Genomic DNA, 15,642 nt, shown 5'->3' with positions numbered 1-15,642 from the left:
GCCGTCATCCTCTCACCCGGGGATCGGATCGAGCTGGCTATCGTCCTCCTGCTGCTCTCCGGCGCGCTTCGGCGCTGCGGGCCTGGCCCGGGTGCGTCTCCTGGAGGTGTCCTCGGGCTCCCACCACAGTGCGGTCATCGCGGCGGCGAGATCGCGGACGGCACGGCGCAGCCCGGAACGGGGTGCGGACTCCGCCAGAAGGGCCCCGTCCCAGAGCGCACTGCGGCAGACCGCAGGATCGTCTGGAAGCGAGGTCACGCTCGCCGTCGCCATGCGGTTCTCGACCAGCTCACGGATGCGGGCCGCGGGGACGGGGGGTCCGATCCGATTGATGGCGACGTGCGGGCGCTCGACGCCGAGCTCCTTCAGCCGTGCGGTCTCCCGCAGCAGGCGCGTGATGCTGACCGGGTCAGCACTTGCGACGGCGAGGACAGCATCGGCCTGCATCAGCGCACTGATCGCTGCTGCGTTCCGCTGCGGCGCGCCGGTGTCGTAGCTGAGATCCTCGTCCTCCTCCAGAAGAGCGGCGACGTCGACCACCACCAGGACACCGAGCCTGCGGAGCGCCCGCCATACTCCGTCCAGCGCAGTTCGCCGGAGCTCCGGCCATCGGGCCGCCACCCCGATCCCGCTGAGCACGCGCAGTCCCGGTCGCAGCTCAGGGAGCAGGGACTGCATGATCTCCTCGTCCAGCGTGTCGCGGTCGTCGGCTCTGCAGGCCGCGACCAGACCTGGCGACTCATCGAGGATCCCGAGCAGCTGGCTCAGCGAGGGACCGATCGTGTCGGCATCGACCAGCACTGCGGATCGCCCCGCGAGTGCGGCCTCGAACGCGATGTTCGCGGCGACCGTGCTGCGTCCGGGGGATCCGACGGGCCCCCACACGACCAGAAGCCGTCCCGCGGCCTCCTCGTCCTCGACCTCGGGCTCCTGCACCCAGGCGTCCTGCTCCTCCCCGCCCTCGTGAGCATCGCGGATCACTGCCACCACTTCCCCGGTGGGCGCGGACGCATCGATCACGTGACGGAGCCCGAGGGTGGTGCGTGATGCGTCAGAGGCCCCTCGCAGGCCGACGACGGCGGCATCGCTCAGCAGAGCGGTCAACGGGTCCCGGCCGAGTCCGCGCACGCCGAGATCGATCAGGACCACGTCACCGATGCCTGCGGCGACGACGGCGAGGGTCTCGGCGAGGTCGGCGCAACGGCGAACGACACGCAGGTCCCCGGCATGGTCCTGCGAGATGTCATGGACGATCCGGACCTCATCTCCGCCCGAGGCGCACAGGACGACGTCGATCATCCGACAGCTCCGAAGGCCCCGGGGACGCCGATGACATCCAGCCTCTCGTCACGCGCGAGGACCTCGAGGACGGAAGCCAGACGGTCCCTGGGCACGAGCACCTCGACAGAACGGGACTGCATACCCAGTGCGCTGCCCTCGTCGATGCGCCGTACGACAGCGTCCTCGACCAGCAGGCTCGCTCCGCTGTCGGTCTCGTCGGGATCGGGCGTTCGCCACAGCTCGACGGAGGCTCCCACGCTCACCGACTCCGCGACGGCAGAGCCCACCGGGATCACGACAGGCCGCAGCGGGACATCGACCGGCTGCCCTATGGCCGAGGCGGGGAGCAGCTCCCCTGCCCGGATGGACTGCGAGGCGACGGCTCCATCGGGGATCGCTGCGAGCTGGCCCACGTACAGATCGCGCTGGTCCCCGAGACGGAGCTCGACGGTCGTCAGCACCGAGTCGTCCAGCGTCCTCCCCGGGACGATGTCGGTGCGCGCGACGAGCACCGGGACCGTCTGCGACAGGCGCGATACCAGCAGGGCCCCCATGAGCACGCTCGCGATCACGAGGATCACGCCCACGATCAGCCTCGGGTCCTTCCATCGCGGTCGACGCAGCCTCATCACGGGAGCATCAGCGGTCATATCGGCCTCCTGGTCTCAGACCCGGTCGCGGATCCCTCCTCGGACAGGGGATCCTTCGCCGGGAGGCTATGCGCTCGGCGTCGGCCTCTCCTCCCCTGCCGGAGAATTGTGGATAACCGGGCTGCAGGAACAGCCCCGGGCCGCGCGGAGAGCTGGCTGCCGTCGTCCACATCAGTCGTCGGTGCACGGCGCACTCTGCAAGACTGTCTCCGTACATGTCCGCCGACACCACCCGAGGAGGATGGGCGATGCCACCCCGCTTCATGCCGCTGACCGATGTCGCCGAGGTGCTGGCGATCTCCGCATCCCAGGCATACGCGCTGGTCCGCTCGGGTGAGCTCCGGGCGATCAAGGTGGGCGGGCGCGGACAATGGCGGGTCGAGTCCTCCGAGCTCGAGACCTACATAGAACGCAGCTACGCAGCGACGGAGCAGGCGCTGCACGAGGAGCGCCTGCGCGCGCACCAGAGGTGAATGACAGCCTCACACAGGCCGGACCATGAGACTCCTGCGCGCGATCTCAACCATCGGATCTGAGACGACGCAGGGCCTCTCTCACCGCTGAGCGAGACCTGCACCGCCGGTTAGTCGAGGTCGTCCGGGCACCGGCAGGGAGTTCTGCCCGCGACGCGTCCGAGCGCTCGGACTGCACATCACCCATCGACGATCTGCAGCAGCGAACGCACAGGAATCGTGACGACGGATCCGGCGGCCCCGGCCGCGGCCTCTCCCGTCGGCAGGATCCGCATCTCCACCCAGTCCGCTCCGACCGCCGAGATCCTTCCCGTCATCCGTCCAGCGGCTGTCTCGGCGAGGACCGCACGACGGTCTCGAGCCAGGGCACGCAGCCGTCCCGTCAGCGACGCGGGCGGGGGAATGCTCGGCGCAGGCGGTCGAGCACGAGGCGGAAGCCCTTGCAGAGCGCAGATCGCATGAAGCGGAACCAGCGCACGCCGCTGACCAGCGCCTTCCAGAAGCACCCAGTCCGAGCCGCTGTCCGCGACTGTTCCATGCACCCGCGCCGACTCCCCGAGGAGCACGACGATCTGCGATCCGAGTGCCCCGCGGATCCTGTCCGCGAGGGCGAGCTGAGCCCTCTCCGCCCTCGTCAGGTCCTCGGAGACCGCACGGATCTCCTCCTGCTCGAGATGGGCCATCTGCCCCTCGAGATCCTCGAAGACTCGGTCGAAACGCATGAGGTCACTCTAGGAGGGCGTTCGACGCCGAGTCGCGTGCTCCACCGGACCGGTACCTCCGTACCACCGCACGGGACTCGTCCGGTACTTCAGTACCACTCCTCCCCAACGGCATCCGTCCACACGGTACTTTTGGCCAATTGCGCCACGAGTCGCGGCCCACTAGTTTCTCTGACAGGAACCAAGCGGCACCAAACTGCATCAAACACAGGGGACCGTGCAGATGCCGCCAGGACGACAGGGGTGGACCACATGACCGCATCACAGCGGCGTCGCACGGCCGCGCGCCCGGCGCCGAGAGCGCCGAGAGCGCAGAGAGCGCAGAGAGCGCAGAGAGCGCAGAGAGCATCGTCGTCCTCGTCTGCGCGTGCTCGGGGGCACGCTTCGGCGGCAGCTGCTCCACCTCCACCCCGCGGGCACCTTCCGGGCCCGGCACGTCATCTCGCCAGCACGGTCCTCGCCCTCGCGGGCGCTCTCGCCATGGTGCGGACGCTCGGAGCGATGCTCCCCCAGGCACGGCAGGGGCTCGGCGAAGATGCCCTGATCGCCTGGGTCCTGGTGCTGACAGCCGCTCTCGGCATCCTGCTGTGCGGCTACCTGGCAGTGGTGTGGTTCCTGGCAGCGCTGATCACGCTCTCCGGTCCCGCGAGCGGGATGGGCAGAGCGCTCCTCATCGCGCTGAGGGTGCTCGCGCCCCGTCTCGCCCGTCGCATCGCCGTCGGCGCCTCGACGGCCACGATCGCCGGATCGCTTATGCTGCTTCCGGCGTCGGCATCCGTCGAGAGCTCCATCGAGGACCATCCCTCTGCGGGCGGGACAGCCATCGCCCAGAGCATCAGTCCGACGGACGGCGACGGTTCGACGGTCACGACCGAGCCGGAGCCAGCACTCGCCGATCCGGATCCGTCCTCGGGAGCCGTCCCCTCGCAGGAGCTGCCCGACCTGGGCTGGGAGGGCACGCCGGTCCCCGATACCGACCCTGAGCAGGAACCCGATCGGTACACGGCGATCGGGACCGAGGGGGATTCAGCATCAGGATCGGGTGGAGAGTCCGACTCAGAGACCGCTGAGGCTGACCCTTCTTCTCCTGCCTCCGGTTCGACCGACGGGAGCACTCCGCCTCCGCCCGGCGGGGCGGGCGGCTCCGAGAGCAGCGCCCCGAACCAGTCCGCCCCCGCCAGCACCGTGATCGTCGAACAGGGAGACACCCTCTGGTCGATCACCGACGACCTCCTCGGCCCTGAGGCCGACCCCGACGCCGACATCGCGACCTCCTGGCCCCTCCTCCACGAGGCCAATATCGATGTCATCGGCGATGACCCTTCCCATCTCATCCCCGGCCAGGTACTCACCGTGCCCGGCCATCTGACCTCACAGGAGCAGTCATGAGCACCACTGACCAGCAGCCCGTCGCCCCGATGCCGAACGGTCGGGAAGGTCTTCAGCCCAACGATCCGCGCACCATCGAGAGGATGATCGAGCCTGTCGCCCGACGCGCAGTGGAGATCGTCCGTGACATGCGCCCCGACAACGCCCTGACGCGGATCGTCACCCCCGAGGTCGCTCTCATGCTCTCCCGGCGCGCCGCCCTCACTCGACGTCTGCGGGCCGCCACCGGTTATGCGCCGCCGAAGCAGCTGCAGATATCGGGAGTGCGGACATGCATCGTCAACGAGCGGGCAGTCGAGGCGAGCTGCGTTCTGCGGGAGCCTGATCGAGCGCGCTTCCTCGCCATGCGCTGGGAGCTGCGGCACACCGGATGGAAGGTGACGGTACTGGAGATCGGCTGATCCGCCGCACCGCGCCGGGGAACGTCGAGGATCTCCGACACGTCACGAGGGAGGGGACGGACCACGGGTCCGTCCCCTCCCTCGTGCGTGATCCCGCTCAGCTGTCCGCTGCCCTGTTCAAGAACGCTCCTCAGGCGCGACGCGAACGGTCCTCCGGGCGGGGCTTGTCCGGATCCTGCCGGTTCGAACCGGCGCTCCGTCGGCCCTGACGCTCCAGCCGGCGACGCTGCGCACGCGACAGGTTCGCCGGATCCTGGACTCCCGAGCCCTCGGCTGAGCTGTAGCGCAGCTGCGCGGCGGAGACGCCCTCCTCGAGGCCGCGTCCGCTCAGCACCACTGTCTGCTCACCGGAGTCCGTGGTGGGGGCGTCGCTCTCCGTCGCCTGCGCCCGATCACCGTCGGACCTCCCCGCTGCCGAGTCTGCGGAGTCATCCGCCGCGCCATCGGGAGCGCTCGGTGCGGCCGACGTGCTCGCCACGGCCGACGCGGCCGCCTTCCCGAGAGAACCGGAGGTCGAGGACAGGAGGTCGGCGACGGCCTTCGGCACCACGGGCTCCGCCTTGGCGACCTGGACCTCGAGGTTGTAGACGTATCCGACCGCGTCCTCCTTGATGCCTGCGATCATGTCGTTGAACATCAGATGACCCTCGCGCTCGTACTCCACGAGCGGATCGCGCTGGGCCATCGCCCGCAGTCCGATGCCCTCCTTGAGATAGTCCATCTCGTAGAGGTGCTCGCGCCAGCGACGGTCCATCACCGAGAGCAGGACGCGCCTCTGCAGCTGATGGAGGCCGTCGTCACCGAGCTCCTCACGACGCTTCTCGTAGGCCAGGCGTGCATCGGAGAGGATCTCCTCCTTCAGCACGTCGGCGTTCAGCTCCTCCTTGCCGCCGACCTCCTCGACGAGCTCCTCGGCCGTGATGGAGATCGGGAAGGCGGTGCGCAGCGCGCCCCACAGCTCGTCGAGATCGATGTCCTCCCCGTTGACGCCCTTGGCATGGGCATCGATGGTGCCACCGATGACCTCGTCGATGAATCGCTCGATGTGCTCGTCGAGATCCTCGCCCTCGAGGATGCGGGCGCGCTCCTCATACAGCTTCTTGCGCTGCTTGGTCAGGACGTCGTCGTACTTCAGGACGTTCTTGCGGATCTCGGCGTTCCGCGACTCGATGGAGTTCTGCGCGCGCTGGATGGCACCGGACACCATGCGGCCCGTCAGCGGAACCGACTCGTCGACACCGCCGCGAGCCAGCAGGGACTCCGCGGCCCCCGCGTTGAACAGGCGCATCAGATCGTCCTGCAGCGAGAGGTAGAAGCGGGACTCCCCCGGATCGCCCTGGCGACCCGAGCGGCCACGCAGCTGGTTGTCGATGCGACGGGACTCGTGCCGCTCCGTGCCCAGGACGTACAGCCCGCCGAGCTCGGTGACCTCGTCGTGCTGCTCGGCGACGGCGGCCTTCGCCTTCTCCATCTCCTCGTCCCAGGCGGCCTCGTAGCCCTCAGGGTCCTCCTCAGGGTCGATCCCGAGCTTCTCCACGGCCGCATGGGCCATGAACTCGACGTTGCCGCCGAGCATGATGTCCGTGCCTCGGCCGGCCATGTTGGTGGCCACCGTGACCGCGCCCTTGGCGCCCGCCATCGCGATGATGCTGGCCTCCCTGGCATGGTTCTTGGCGTTGAGGACCTCGTGCGCGACACCCTGGGCAGTCAGCATCTTGGAGAGGTACTCGGACTTCTCGACGCTGGTGGTGCCGACCAGCACCGGCTGCCCTCTGTCGTGGCGACGGACGATGTCCTCCACGACCGCATCGAACTTCGCCTTCTCGGTGCGGTAGATCCTGTCCGCCTGATCAGCACGCCGCATGGGACGGTGCGTCGGGATCGGCACGACACCCAGCTTGTAGGTGTTCATGAACTCCGCGGCCTCGGTCTCAGCCGTTCCCGTCATCCCCGAGAGCTTGTCGTACAGCTTGAAGTAGTTCTGGAGGGTGATCGTGGCGAGCGTCTGGTTCTCCGCCTTGATCTTCACGCCCTCCTTGGCCTCGATGGCCTGGTGCATGCCCTCGTTGTAGCGGCGCCCGGCGAGGATGCGACCGGTGTGCTCGTCGACGATGAGGACCTCGCCGTTGAGCACGACATAGTCCTTGTCGCGCTTGAACAGCTCCTTGGCCTTGATCGCATTGTTCAGGAAGCCGATCAGCGGAGTGTTCAGCGACTCATAGAGGTTCTCGATGCCCAGATGGTCCTCGACCTTGTCGATGCCGGACTCGAGCACTCCGACCGTGCGCTTCTTCTCGTCGACCTCGTAGTCGCGATCGCGGCGCAGCAGCTTCACGACCTTCGCGAACTCCGAGTACCACTTGTTGGCATCGCCCGAGGCCGGACCGGAGATGATCAGCGGGGTCCGCGCCTCGTCGATGAGGATCGAGTCGACCTCGTCGACGACTGCGAAGAAGTGGCCCCGCTGGACCCTGTCCTCGGGCTTGAGAGCCATGTTGTCGCGCAGATAGTCGAAGCCGAACTCGTTGTTCGTGCCGTAGGTGATGTCTGCCGCGTACTCCTCGCGACGCTCAGCCGGGGTCAGACCGGACTTGATGACACCGGTGGTCAGCCCCAGGGCGCGGAAGACTCGCCCCATCAGGTCGCTCTGGTAGCTCGCCAGGTAGTCGTTGACGGTCACCACGTGCACGCCCTTGCCGGCCAGCGCGTTGAGGTATGCCGGCAGCGTCGCGACCAGCGTCTTGCCCTCACCGGTCTTCATCTCGGCGATGCGACCGCGGTGCAGGGCGGCACCACCCATGATCTGCACGGCGTACGGCCGCTGACCGAGGGTGCGGGTAGCGGCCTCGCGCACGGCGGCGAAGGCCTCGACCATGATGTCGTCGAGCGTCTCGCCGTCCTCGAGTCTCTCCCGGAAGCGCGCGGTCTCCCCCCGGAGCTCGTCGTCGCTCAGCTCCGCGAAGACGTCGCCCGCGTCGTCGACCTGCGTGGCGATGCTCTCGAGCCGACGGAGCTCACGCCCCTCGCCGGCTCGCAGGATCTTGTCGAAGAGGTTGACCACACATGCTCCCGAAGTTGTCTCATGCGCCCCCAGGGCGTCCGATGCCTGCCCCATCGTAGACGGCGCGGGTCCACTCGCGCTGATCGCTGCACCGATCCTCTGGACGGAGCAGATCAGCCCGGCGCATGAGCGCACCAGCCGACCCGGCGGTCGCTCCCGCCTCGGCCGTTCATGCGGACGCGATCAGCTCCTCCGCGAGCGCGTCCGTGAGCGCTGCGGTGAGCGGGGCATCCGCGCCCGGGGCGAGGGCAGCATCTGCCATGAGCACATCCTCGAGATGCTGCCAGCGGGCCGCGCGGCGCAGCTCGCCGGCGAGGGCGCGTGCGACGGCAGCATCGCTCCGACGCACCCGACCGCCCAGGTTGGGCAGGGCCTCGCGATACACCCCACGGACCTCGAGGATGCCGCGGGGACGGTCAGCACGCAGGTCGACCCGGGCGGGGAAGATCCCGCCCATGAGGAAGAGCAGGGAGTAGTAGCCGCTCGTCCGGCGTTCGGCCGGCGTGTAGATCCCGATCCGGTAGTCCACGTCGAACAGCGCTCTCAGGCGCGGGCGGTGGAAGACGACGGGGTCGAAGGGGCTGACCAGAGCCCTCGTCCGGACGGGGGTCGGCTCCGGGGCCTCACGGTGCAGCAGCATGCGGCGGCGACCGCCCGGCAGGTCCACGTCGACGTTCCGGAGCTCTCCGGCGGCCACCATCGCCTCGATCGCCGGTCGTGCGAGTGCGCCCTTGAGCCGGAAGTAGTCGGCGATCGACGCGGCATCGGCGATGCCGAGCGCGCGGGCTGCTAGGGAGACCAGACGGGCGACGTCCTCCTCTTCGCTCGCCTCGAGGGACGGCCTGGTTCCCGGCAGATAGAGCCTCTCGAACTGGGCGCTGCGACCTACGCACTCGAGGTCGCCTGTGCGGAAATGATGCTCGACGGCCCATTGGACGGTGGTCCGTCGCCATCCCCAGCCGTCGGCGCGGTCGTGATCGCCGAGCGCACGGGAGATCTCTGCAGCGCTCAGGGGACCCCTCTCCTCCAGCAGGCCCCGGATGCGGTCGAGCGCGTCGGGCATGCTCCGAGCGGCGTCCTGCACTGCTCGCCAGCCTTCGCGGCGCGCCCGCCGACGTCGGAAGGCGAGGTGGCGATGCACCTCCTCGGTCGCGAACGCCGCCTCGTGGGCGAGCGCCTCGCGGACGAGGCGCTCCTGTCCGGGCTGTGCGGCGGCGTCGAGGACCCGAAGGTCCCAGCTGCCGCACCGGGTGAACACGGGCATGTGGTGGGCGCGTGCGAAGACGCTCACGGAGTCGATCTGGAGCAGATGGATCCGCTCGACGGTGCTCCGCAGCGCCTCCCTGCTGGCACGGATGGAGGGGACCGCCGTGCGTCGGCTCCCCCGATCCCCTGGGAGCGCAGGGCGATCGCGCGGGCCTGCGCCCCGCTGAGCACATCGGTCGGACCTGCAGCGGTCGTCGTTCCGGTCGTCATCCTGGGATCTCCCTCCCCCCCAACCCCTTCCCGCGATGCCGCCGCTGAGCACCGCGGGCATGACGCGGCGGGCGGGGCGCAGATCGTGCGCACCGCCCGCCGCGACGGTCATGCCTCGATCAGGACGGCTGCAGCTCACCCTCCAGCTCGATCACTCCGTAGCTCCACCCCTTGCGGCGGTAGACCACCTTGGGGTTGCCCGTCCCCTCGTCGATGAAGAGGAAGAAGTCGTGGCCGACGAGCTCCATCCGATAGAGGGCGTCGTCGATGCTCATGGGTTCGGCAGGATGCTTCTTCTCCCTGATCACCACAGGGCTGAACTCTTCGGTCGCCGCCGTCTCGCCTCCCTCGTCGGGCGATTCCGCGTTCTCGTCGCCCTGGTCCTGGAGCGGTGCGGGAAGCTCGCCGTCCGCAGCCATCGTCCGCAGGCTCGCCGGTGCCCCCTGGTGGGAGCGCTCGCGTCCGCGGCGGCGATCCTTCCGACGGTCGCGCGAGCGCCGCAGACGTTCGAGGAGCTTCCCGTAGGCGATGTCCAGCGCACCGTACAGGTCATCCGCCCTCGCCTCGGAACGGATGACGGCTCCGCTGTCGTAGACCGTCAGCTCCACGCGATCGCTGAGCTCGCTCTGGCGGGGGTTCTTCTCCTGTGAGATCTCCACGTCCACCCTCATCGCCGCGGGGGCGAGCTGGGTGACCTTGTCGAGCTTGTCGGTGAGGTGGCGGCGGAAGCGATCCGGGACGTCCATGTGGCGTCCGACGACATTGATCTCCATGAGTGGTACTCCTCAGGTCGGGATGCGGCCGCTCTGAGCCCGGCCGCGATGGCTCTTCGGCTGGGTGGGCACCTCCTGACGGGAGAGGACTCGCGATCGATGCGAGTGAGAACAGTGTGCCATGGATCTCATCCGCTTTCCGCACCGCTGGTCCCGCCCATCCGCTCTCGGCTCAAGGCACGCGCACCGAGGACGGTATGCGCGCGGAGGCGATCACCGCCGCCCCGAGCACCCGGATCCCCTCCGAGGTCAGGGCCTCATGCATGCCGCGCAGGGTCGCCCCCGTGGTGACGACGTCATCGACGATCACGGCGCAGCTCCCGGGCTCCACGGACCGCAGCGCCCCGGGTCCCAGGCGGATCCTGCGCAGACGCCTCTGACGGGATCCCCGCCCCTCCTGCCCTGTGGTCGGGGAAGCGCTGAGGGACAGCGCCCGGCCGACGCCGTGATGCTCCAGCTCCCGCACCAGCTCGCCCACATGGTCCTCTCCCCTGCGCAGCCGCGCACCGCGTCGCGAGGGCACAGGAACGAGGAGGACCGGTCCGGCCGACGACGTGCTCGGCAGGCCGGCGGTCAGAGCTTCGACCGCCGGAGCGAGTCCCGAGGCGAGCCTGGGCCCCAGGTGCAGCATCCCGCCGTTCTTCCACGCCAGCACGAGGCTCTGGAGCGGCCCCGAGTACTCGCCGAGCGCGAGCACCGGCAGCAGGGGCCTGTGGTCCACCCCCACCGGACGCGTCGGCCCTTCCTCGCGCACTCGCGCGGCGGACAGGTCCTGAAGCAAGTCGCAGGCCGCATCGACCCTCATCGGCTCGGAGAGCAGGAGGCGAGCGCAGCGTCCGCAGAGCCACGCTCCCTCCGCTCCGCAGGGGCATTCACGGGGGGCGATCAGCGAGCAGGTCTGCGCGATCACCTCGACCAGGACGGCTGCGAGCCGGGCCGCGGCTCTGGTCGGCATCGGCCCGCACCGGCCTGCCGCTCCCCTGCGGTCGGCTCCGTCGACTCTCTCAGGTCTGTCGGGGTCGGCAGGTCTGTCACGTCCGGCAGGTCTGTCACGTCCGTCAACCGGGGCCGTGGAGTCCGTCGTGTCCATGGTGCCATCGCACCAGGGAGCCCCGCCGCGCGCATCCCACCGCACTCGGGATGTGGACGGCGGGGCGCTGGGGAGGATCGCATCGGGGAGGCGCCGCCCCAAGGCGCACCGCGCTCGGGATCACTCCCAGCAGGAGCACGGGAGCGCTCGACGGCGAGAGCGCTCAGTAGAAGCTCGGATCGGTGGCGGTGGTCTCGACGCTCGCCCAGCCCTCGCCGTCGCTGCGCAGGAGCGTGCCCTCGGCGGTCCCCGCCCACACCGTCTCGGCGACCGAGGTGCCCGCTATGGAGACGACCTCTATCCCGAAGTCCGGCAGCGGGTCGCGCCCGTTCGCGAGATCGAGGACCTGCGCGCGCTGCTCCTGGGCGCTGGTGTCCTCACCCAGCACGAGCACTGCGACCTCGTCGTACCAGCAGGCACGGGTCAGGTCGCTCATCTGGGGGGCCCGGATGACGACCGGCTCGGTGAGGGAGATCGGTGCCCCGTCCTCGTCGCGTCGCACCGCGCACAGGTCCAGGCGGGATCCTGCGCTGTCGGCCGAGAGCACGAGCAGGCGCGTCGCGTCGTTCGCGATGTCGAGGGCGAGCACCTCACGGTCCCCCAGGAACGGGGCGTCCACCTTCACATCGGCGTCGGAGCCTGCACCCGACAGCGCCAGCAGCGCGCCCGCGCTGGTTCGCGCGCTGGTCCACACATAGCCCGCGTCGTCGATGCGCGGGCCGACGAACACACCGCCGCTGGCCGCCTCCCGCAGAGGAAGCGATCCGTCCGTGGACGTCACCAGCACCATCGACGAGTCCTCGGCGAGCGCGGCCGCCATGATGCCGTCCTGCGCGATCGCCGGGGAGCTCACGGTCGTCCCGGCGAGGGAGGGGACCAGCTGCACCGGCAGCCCCTGCATGTCGGTGTCGGCGAGCGAGATGATCCCCTCCGCGGCGGCGGCGATGGGGCGATGTCCGGGCAGGGCCCGCTCGAGCGTGTCGTCCCCTGTCGGGGTCAGGTCATCGCCGTCCCAGATCAGTCGCACTCCGCTGAGCGTGCTCATGGATCGCAGCGATGCCTCGATCTGCGCGATCGCGACCTTCCGTCGGGCCAGGTCCAGCCGACCGACCGCCGCCGGGACGGTCACCTGGACCACGCCGTCGGCCCCCGTCGTGATGGTCGCATCCGCGACGCCCGAGCTGCCGGGGACCTCGGAGACGACCGCGTCAGCGAGGAAGGGCGCGGGCCCGGTCGCGAGCGCGGCCAGCACCGCGGAGGCTCCTCGGTGCAGGGAGAACCAGCGCTGGTCGGGGACCAGGTGGAGGCGTCGCGGATCGGCGAAGTAGAGCCGCGCCGGAGCGTAGAGGGTGTCGAAGGCCGCCTCGGAGAGGAAGATTCCGTCGGGTGCGTCGGAGATCCTCCATTGGCCGTCGACCTGGGTGAGCCCGATGGAGACGTCGCGAGGTGTCACCCCGGCGAGCAGGCTCCGCACGCCGTCGGCGCTCACCGAGGCGACCACCTGCACGACGAGCGTCGCACTGGTCTCGTCGACGGCCTCGACCTGCAGCTCCTGGCTGCCGGAGAAGATCGTCACCTGGGCAGCGGGATCCCAGGAGGAGACGAGTGCTCCGGTGAGGTACTCGCGAGCCACCGCGAAGTCGTCCTCCGGGCCGACGCCGGCCTGCACGAAGCCCAGGACGACCTCGGCGGGCGTCGCATCCTCGGACGGCGGGAGCGCTCGCACGTACGGGGCGCCGGCCTGCGCCTCCTCGCCGAGCTCCCGGACCGAGATGTCCGAGTCGGTGGGGATCCGTGCACAGGCGCCGGCCAGTCCGAGGATCCCGGCGGCGCCGGCGGCGCGCAGCAGCGTCCGTCGGCCGACGGCGGAGTCCGGACGGAACGCATCAGATCGGCTCATGGGTGCTCCCTCCCGGGCTCCGACGGGTCCTGGGCAGGATCGGTCAGCATGTCCGGCAGCAGATCGGGCGAGATCTCGAGCTCGCCTGTCTCCGGGCTCGGCTCGACGTCCGGCGAGCTCCGGTCGAAGGAGCGCTCCAGACGCAGCGGGGAGCGCACGAGCGCACCGCCCGGACGGCGCGGCAGCGTGAGACGGAACACGGCGCCCTCGCCGACCTGCCCCCACGCCTGCAGCCAGCCGGAGTGCAGGTGCGCATCCTCGACCGAGATCGACAGGCCCAGCCCCGTGCCGCCGAGGGTGCGGGCGCGCGACGGGTCCGCCCGCCAGAAGCGGTCGAACACGCGCCGGGCATCCTCCGGGCTGATCCCCGGGCCGAAGTCCTGGACGATCACGGCCACGCCGGCGTCATCGCCCGCGGTCTGCACGACGACCGGTCTGCCTGCACCGTGCTCGATCGCGTTGGTGAGCAGGTTGCGCAGGATCCGGTCGACTCTGCGAGCGTCGACCATGGCCTCCATGTCCTCCCCTGCGAGCCGCAGGTCCAGCGTGCAGCCGCGGGCGGCCGCGAGCGGGCGCACGTCCTCGACCGCGATGGCGACGAGGTCGTCGATGTCCTCGCGCCGGGTCTCGAGCCGTGCGGCACCGGCATCGAACCGGGAGATCTCCAGCAGATCGGCGAGCAGCGCATCGAACCGCTCGACCTGCGTGGACAGCAGCTCGGCCGTGCGGGCGAGGTCACCGGGCAGGCGGTCGCGCCGTTCGTCGAGCACGGAGGCCGCCATGCGGATGGTCGTCAGGGGCGTGCGCAGCTCGTGGGAGACGTCGGCGACGAAGCGCTGCTGGACGCGCGAGAGCTCGGTGAGGTCGTCGACCTTCTGGGCGAGGCTCGTGGCCATGTCGTTGAAGGACTCCCCCACCCTCGCCAGCTCGTCGCTGCCGGAGACCTCGACGCGGCTGCTGAGGTCGCCTGCAGCCATCTTCTCCGCGGCGAGCGCGGCCCTCCTCAGCGGGGTGGTGACCAGACGCGCGACCACCACGGCGATGCCCACCACGAGGGCCAGCAGCACGGCGCCGCCTCCGAGGATCACCCGCTGGACGAAGGACAGCGTCTGCTGCTCCTCCTGCAGGGAGTACACGAGGTACAGGTCGTACGACCCTGTGCCGGGGACGATGACGCGGGTGCCCACCAGCAGTGCGGGCTCGACGCCGCCGCTGGACCCCTCGCGCCCGATCGAGCGCCAGACGAGGGAGTCCGGGGAAGCCGCCACCGACCCCTCGAACTCCTCGTCGATGGTGTCGAAGAGGGTCTGGTCGGACGCGACCTGCAGGACCGTCGAGGAGGCATCCGCCGGGAAGAGCGCGACCTCACGGGCATCGGCACCGCTCTGCCCGCCCACCGAGGTGATGAAGGCGTAGGCGGCGTCCTGCTGCTGGGTGCTGGTCGCGCCGGAGAGGGAGGAGAGGTCGTCGATGAGGTCGCTGCGCACCTCGACCGTCTCGTCGAGGACCCGCTCGCGCCGCTGCTCGTAGAGCCCGTCGGCGATGACGGAGGACAGGTAGGTGCCCACGGAGAGGATCGCGAAGGTCGCCAGCAGCGTCGTGACCACGACGACGCGCAGCGCGAGCGACCACCGTCGCGGATCGATGGCCTCCCGTGCGCGGCGCCCGTGCTCGCGGAGCCGCGAGGCGCCCTCGCCGTCCGCCACCGCCGGTCCCGCTCCCCTCAGGCCCCGCCGCCGGCGCGATATCCGACGCCGCGCACGGTGACCACGATGGTCGGGTTCTCGGGGTCGTGCTCGATCTTGGAGCGCAGCCGCTGCACGTGCACGTTGACCAGACGCGTGTCGGCGCTGTGCCGGTAGCCCCACACGTCGCGCAGCAGCACATCGCGCGTGAACACCTGCCAGGGCTTGCGCGCCAGCTGCGCGAGCAGGTCGAACTCGAGGGGCGTCAGCGGGATCACCTCGTCGCCGCGGCGCACCTCATGGCCGTCGACGTCGATCATCAGGTCCCCGATGGCGAGCTGCTCGGTGGTGGGCGCCTCGACGCGGCGCACCCGCGCCTTGATGCGGGCGACCAGCTCATCGGGCTCGAAGGGCTTGGTGAGGTAGTCGTCCGCCCCTGCCTCGAGGCCCTCGACCACGTCCGCGGTGTCGGAGCGCGCGGTGAGCATGATGATGGGGACCCCGGAGTCGCGCCGCAGGCGACGGCACACCTCGATGCCGTCCATGCCGGGCAGCATGAGGTCCAGCAGGACCAGGTCGGGCCGCAGCCGGGGGAAGGTCTCCAGGGCCGAGGCCCCGTCGGGCGAGGTGGCGACCTCGAAGCCCTTGCCCCGCAGCACGATGCCGACCATCTCGGCTATCGCCTGGTCGTCATCGACAACGAGGATCCGTGAAGGCGACGTCATGGGGCTCATTGTGCCA

At 70.0% G+C, this 15,642-nt stretch carries 13 protein-coding genes; 3 read left to right on the top strand and 10 right to left on the bottom strand.

All coding sequences use genetic code 11. The annotated features are described in order from the left end of the window. Positions 1-12 precede the first annotated feature (12 nt). Complete coding sequence (locus tag ACZ5AJ_RS03660; protein ID WP_464137168.1) at positions 13-1,299, bottom strand: AAA family ATPase; 1,287 nt, start codon at positions 1,297-1,299, stop codon at positions 13-15. Continuing rightward, positions 1,296-1,931 carry an SAF domain-containing protein gene (locus tag ACZ5AJ_RS03655; protein ID WP_464137166.1) on the bottom strand — a complete coding sequence of 212 codons (636 nt, stop codon included), beginning with the start codon at positions 1,929-1,931 and terminating at the stop codon, positions 1,296-1,298. Before ACZ5AJ_RS03655 ends, ACZ5AJ_RS03660 begins: the two co-directional genes overlap by 4 nt. Positions 1,932-2,179: 248 nt before the next feature. On the opposite strand from ACZ5AJ_RS03655, the gene ACZ5AJ_RS03650 reads away from it, so the two are divergent. Continuing rightward, positions 2,180-2,404 carry a helix-turn-helix domain-containing protein gene (locus ACZ5AJ_RS03650; protein ID WP_464137165.1) on the top strand — a complete coding sequence of 75 codons (225 nt, stop codon included), beginning with the start codon at positions 2,180-2,182 and terminating at the stop codon, positions 2,402-2,404. A 179-nt stretch (positions 2,405-2,583) separates the two neighbouring features. Here ACZ5AJ_RS03650 and ACZ5AJ_RS03645 read toward each other — a convergent pair whose 3' ends face one another. Further along, positions 2,584-3,126 (bottom strand): hypothetical protein, encoded by a 543-nt coding sequence (locus tag ACZ5AJ_RS03645; protein WP_464137163.1) that lies wholly within the window; start codon positions 3,124-3,126, stop codon positions 2,584-2,586. Between the two features lie 501 nt (positions 3,127-3,627). Here ACZ5AJ_RS03645 and ACZ5AJ_RS03640 point away from each other — a divergent pair. After that, the gene (locus ACZ5AJ_RS03640) at positions 3,628-4,515 is read left to right on the top strand and encodes a LysM peptidoglycan-binding domain-containing protein (protein WP_464137162.1); all 888 of its coding nucleotides are present in this window, start codon (positions 3,628-3,630) and stop codon (positions 4,513-4,515) included. Then, entirely contained in the window at positions 4,512-4,916 is a 405-nt protein-coding gene (locus ACZ5AJ_RS03635; RefSeq protein ID WP_464137160.1) for an Rv3235 family protein, read from the top strand. The genes ACZ5AJ_RS03640 and ACZ5AJ_RS03635 overlap by 4 nt, the downstream gene beginning before the upstream one ends. Positions 4,917-5,046: 130 nt before the next feature. Here ACZ5AJ_RS03635 and secA read toward each other — a convergent pair whose 3' ends face one another. The 7 genes from secA to mtrA form a co-directional block, all read right to left on the bottom strand. Next, positions 5,047-7,977 carry a preprotein translocase subunit SecA gene (gene secA / locus ACZ5AJ_RS03630; RefSeq protein ID WP_464137159.1) on the bottom strand — a complete coding sequence of 977 codons (2,931 nt, stop codon included), beginning with the start codon at positions 7,975-7,977 and terminating at the stop codon, positions 5,047-5,049. Between the two features lie 169 nt (positions 7,978-8,146). After that, entirely contained in the window at positions 8,147-9,268 is a 1,122-nt protein-coding gene (locus tag ACZ5AJ_RS03625; RefSeq protein ID WP_464137157.1) for a DNA glycosylase AlkZ-like family protein, read from the bottom strand. A 304-nt stretch (positions 9,269-9,572) separates the two neighbouring features. Next, positions 9,573-10,226: a ribosome hibernation-promoting factor, HPF/YfiA family gene (hpf, locus tag ACZ5AJ_RS03620; protein ID WP_464137155.1), complete on the bottom strand. Its 654-nt coding sequence runs from the start codon at positions 10,224-10,226 to the stop codon at positions 9,573-9,575. A 172-nt stretch (positions 10,227-10,398) separates the two neighbouring features. Then, positions 10,399-11,181 (bottom strand): ComF family protein, encoded by a 783-nt coding sequence (locus ACZ5AJ_RS03615; RefSeq protein ID WP_464137153.1) that lies wholly within the window; start codon positions 11,179-11,181, stop codon positions 10,399-10,401. 298 nt (positions 11,182-11,479) lie between these two features. Next, positions 11,480-13,216, bottom strand: a complete 1,737-nt coding sequence (locus tag ACZ5AJ_RS03610; protein WP_464137151.1) for an LpqB family beta-propeller domain-containing protein — start codon at positions 13,214-13,216, stop codon at positions 11,480-11,482. Next, complete coding sequence (gene mtrB / locus ACZ5AJ_RS03605; protein WP_464137149.1) at positions 13,213-14,922, bottom strand: MtrAB system histidine kinase MtrB; 1,710 nt, start codon at positions 14,920-14,922, stop codon at positions 13,213-13,215. Before mtrB ends, ACZ5AJ_RS03610 begins: the two co-directional genes overlap by 4 nt. 17 nt (positions 14,923-14,939) lie before the next feature. Then, on the bottom strand, positions 14,940-15,635 hold the full coding sequence (gene mtrA, locus ACZ5AJ_RS03600; RefSeq protein WP_464137148.1) for an MtrAB system response regulator MtrA: 696 nt from the start codon (positions 15,633-15,635) through the stop codon (positions 14,940-14,942). Positions 15,636-15,642: the final 7 nt, after the last annotated feature.

The sequence above is a fragment of the Brachybacterium zhongshanense genome (genome assembly GCF_055385755.1).
The sequence above is the reverse complement of the archived record's forward strand: the minus strand, read 5'-3'. Positions and strand labels throughout refer to the sequence as shown.

Coding starts and splice junctions, on each gene's coding strand:
- ACZ5AJ_RS03650 (WP_464137165.1), top strand. CDS start 2,180: ATGCCACCCCGCTTCATGCCGCTGACCGATGTCGCCGAGGTGCTGGCG.
- hpf (WP_464137155.1), bottom strand. CDS start 10,226: ATGGAGATCAATGTCGTCGGACGCCACATGGACGTCCCGGATCGCTTC.
- ACZ5AJ_RS03660 (WP_464137168.1), bottom strand. CDS start 1,299: ATGATCGACGTCGTCCTGTGCGCCTCGGGCGGAGATGAGGTCCGGATC.
- ACZ5AJ_RS03615 (WP_464137153.1), bottom strand. CDS start 11,181: ATGCCGACCAGAGCCGCGGCCCGGCTCGCAGCCGTCCTGGTCGAGGTG.
- ACZ5AJ_RS03655 (WP_464137166.1), bottom strand. CDS start 1,931: ATGACCGCTGATGCTCCCGTGATGAGGCTGCGTCGACCGCGATGGAAG.
- ACZ5AJ_RS03645 (WP_464137163.1), bottom strand. CDS start 3,126: ATGCGTTTCGACCGAGTCTTCGAGGATCTCGAGGGGCAGATGGCCCAT.
- ACZ5AJ_RS03635 (WP_464137160.1), top strand. CDS start 4,512: ATGAGCACCACTGACCAGCAGCCCGTCGCCCCGATGCCGAACGGTCGG.
- mtrA (WP_464137148.1), bottom strand. CDS start 15,635: ATGAGCCCCATGACGTCGCCTTCACGGATCCTCGTTGTCGATGACGAC.
- ACZ5AJ_RS03610 (WP_464137151.1), bottom strand. CDS start 13,216: ATGAGCCGATCTGATGCGTTCCGTCCGGACTCCGCCGTCGGCCGACGG.
- ACZ5AJ_RS03640 (WP_464137162.1), top strand. CDS start 3,628: ATGCTCCCCCAGGCACGGCAGGGGCTCGGCGAAGATGCCCTGATCGCC.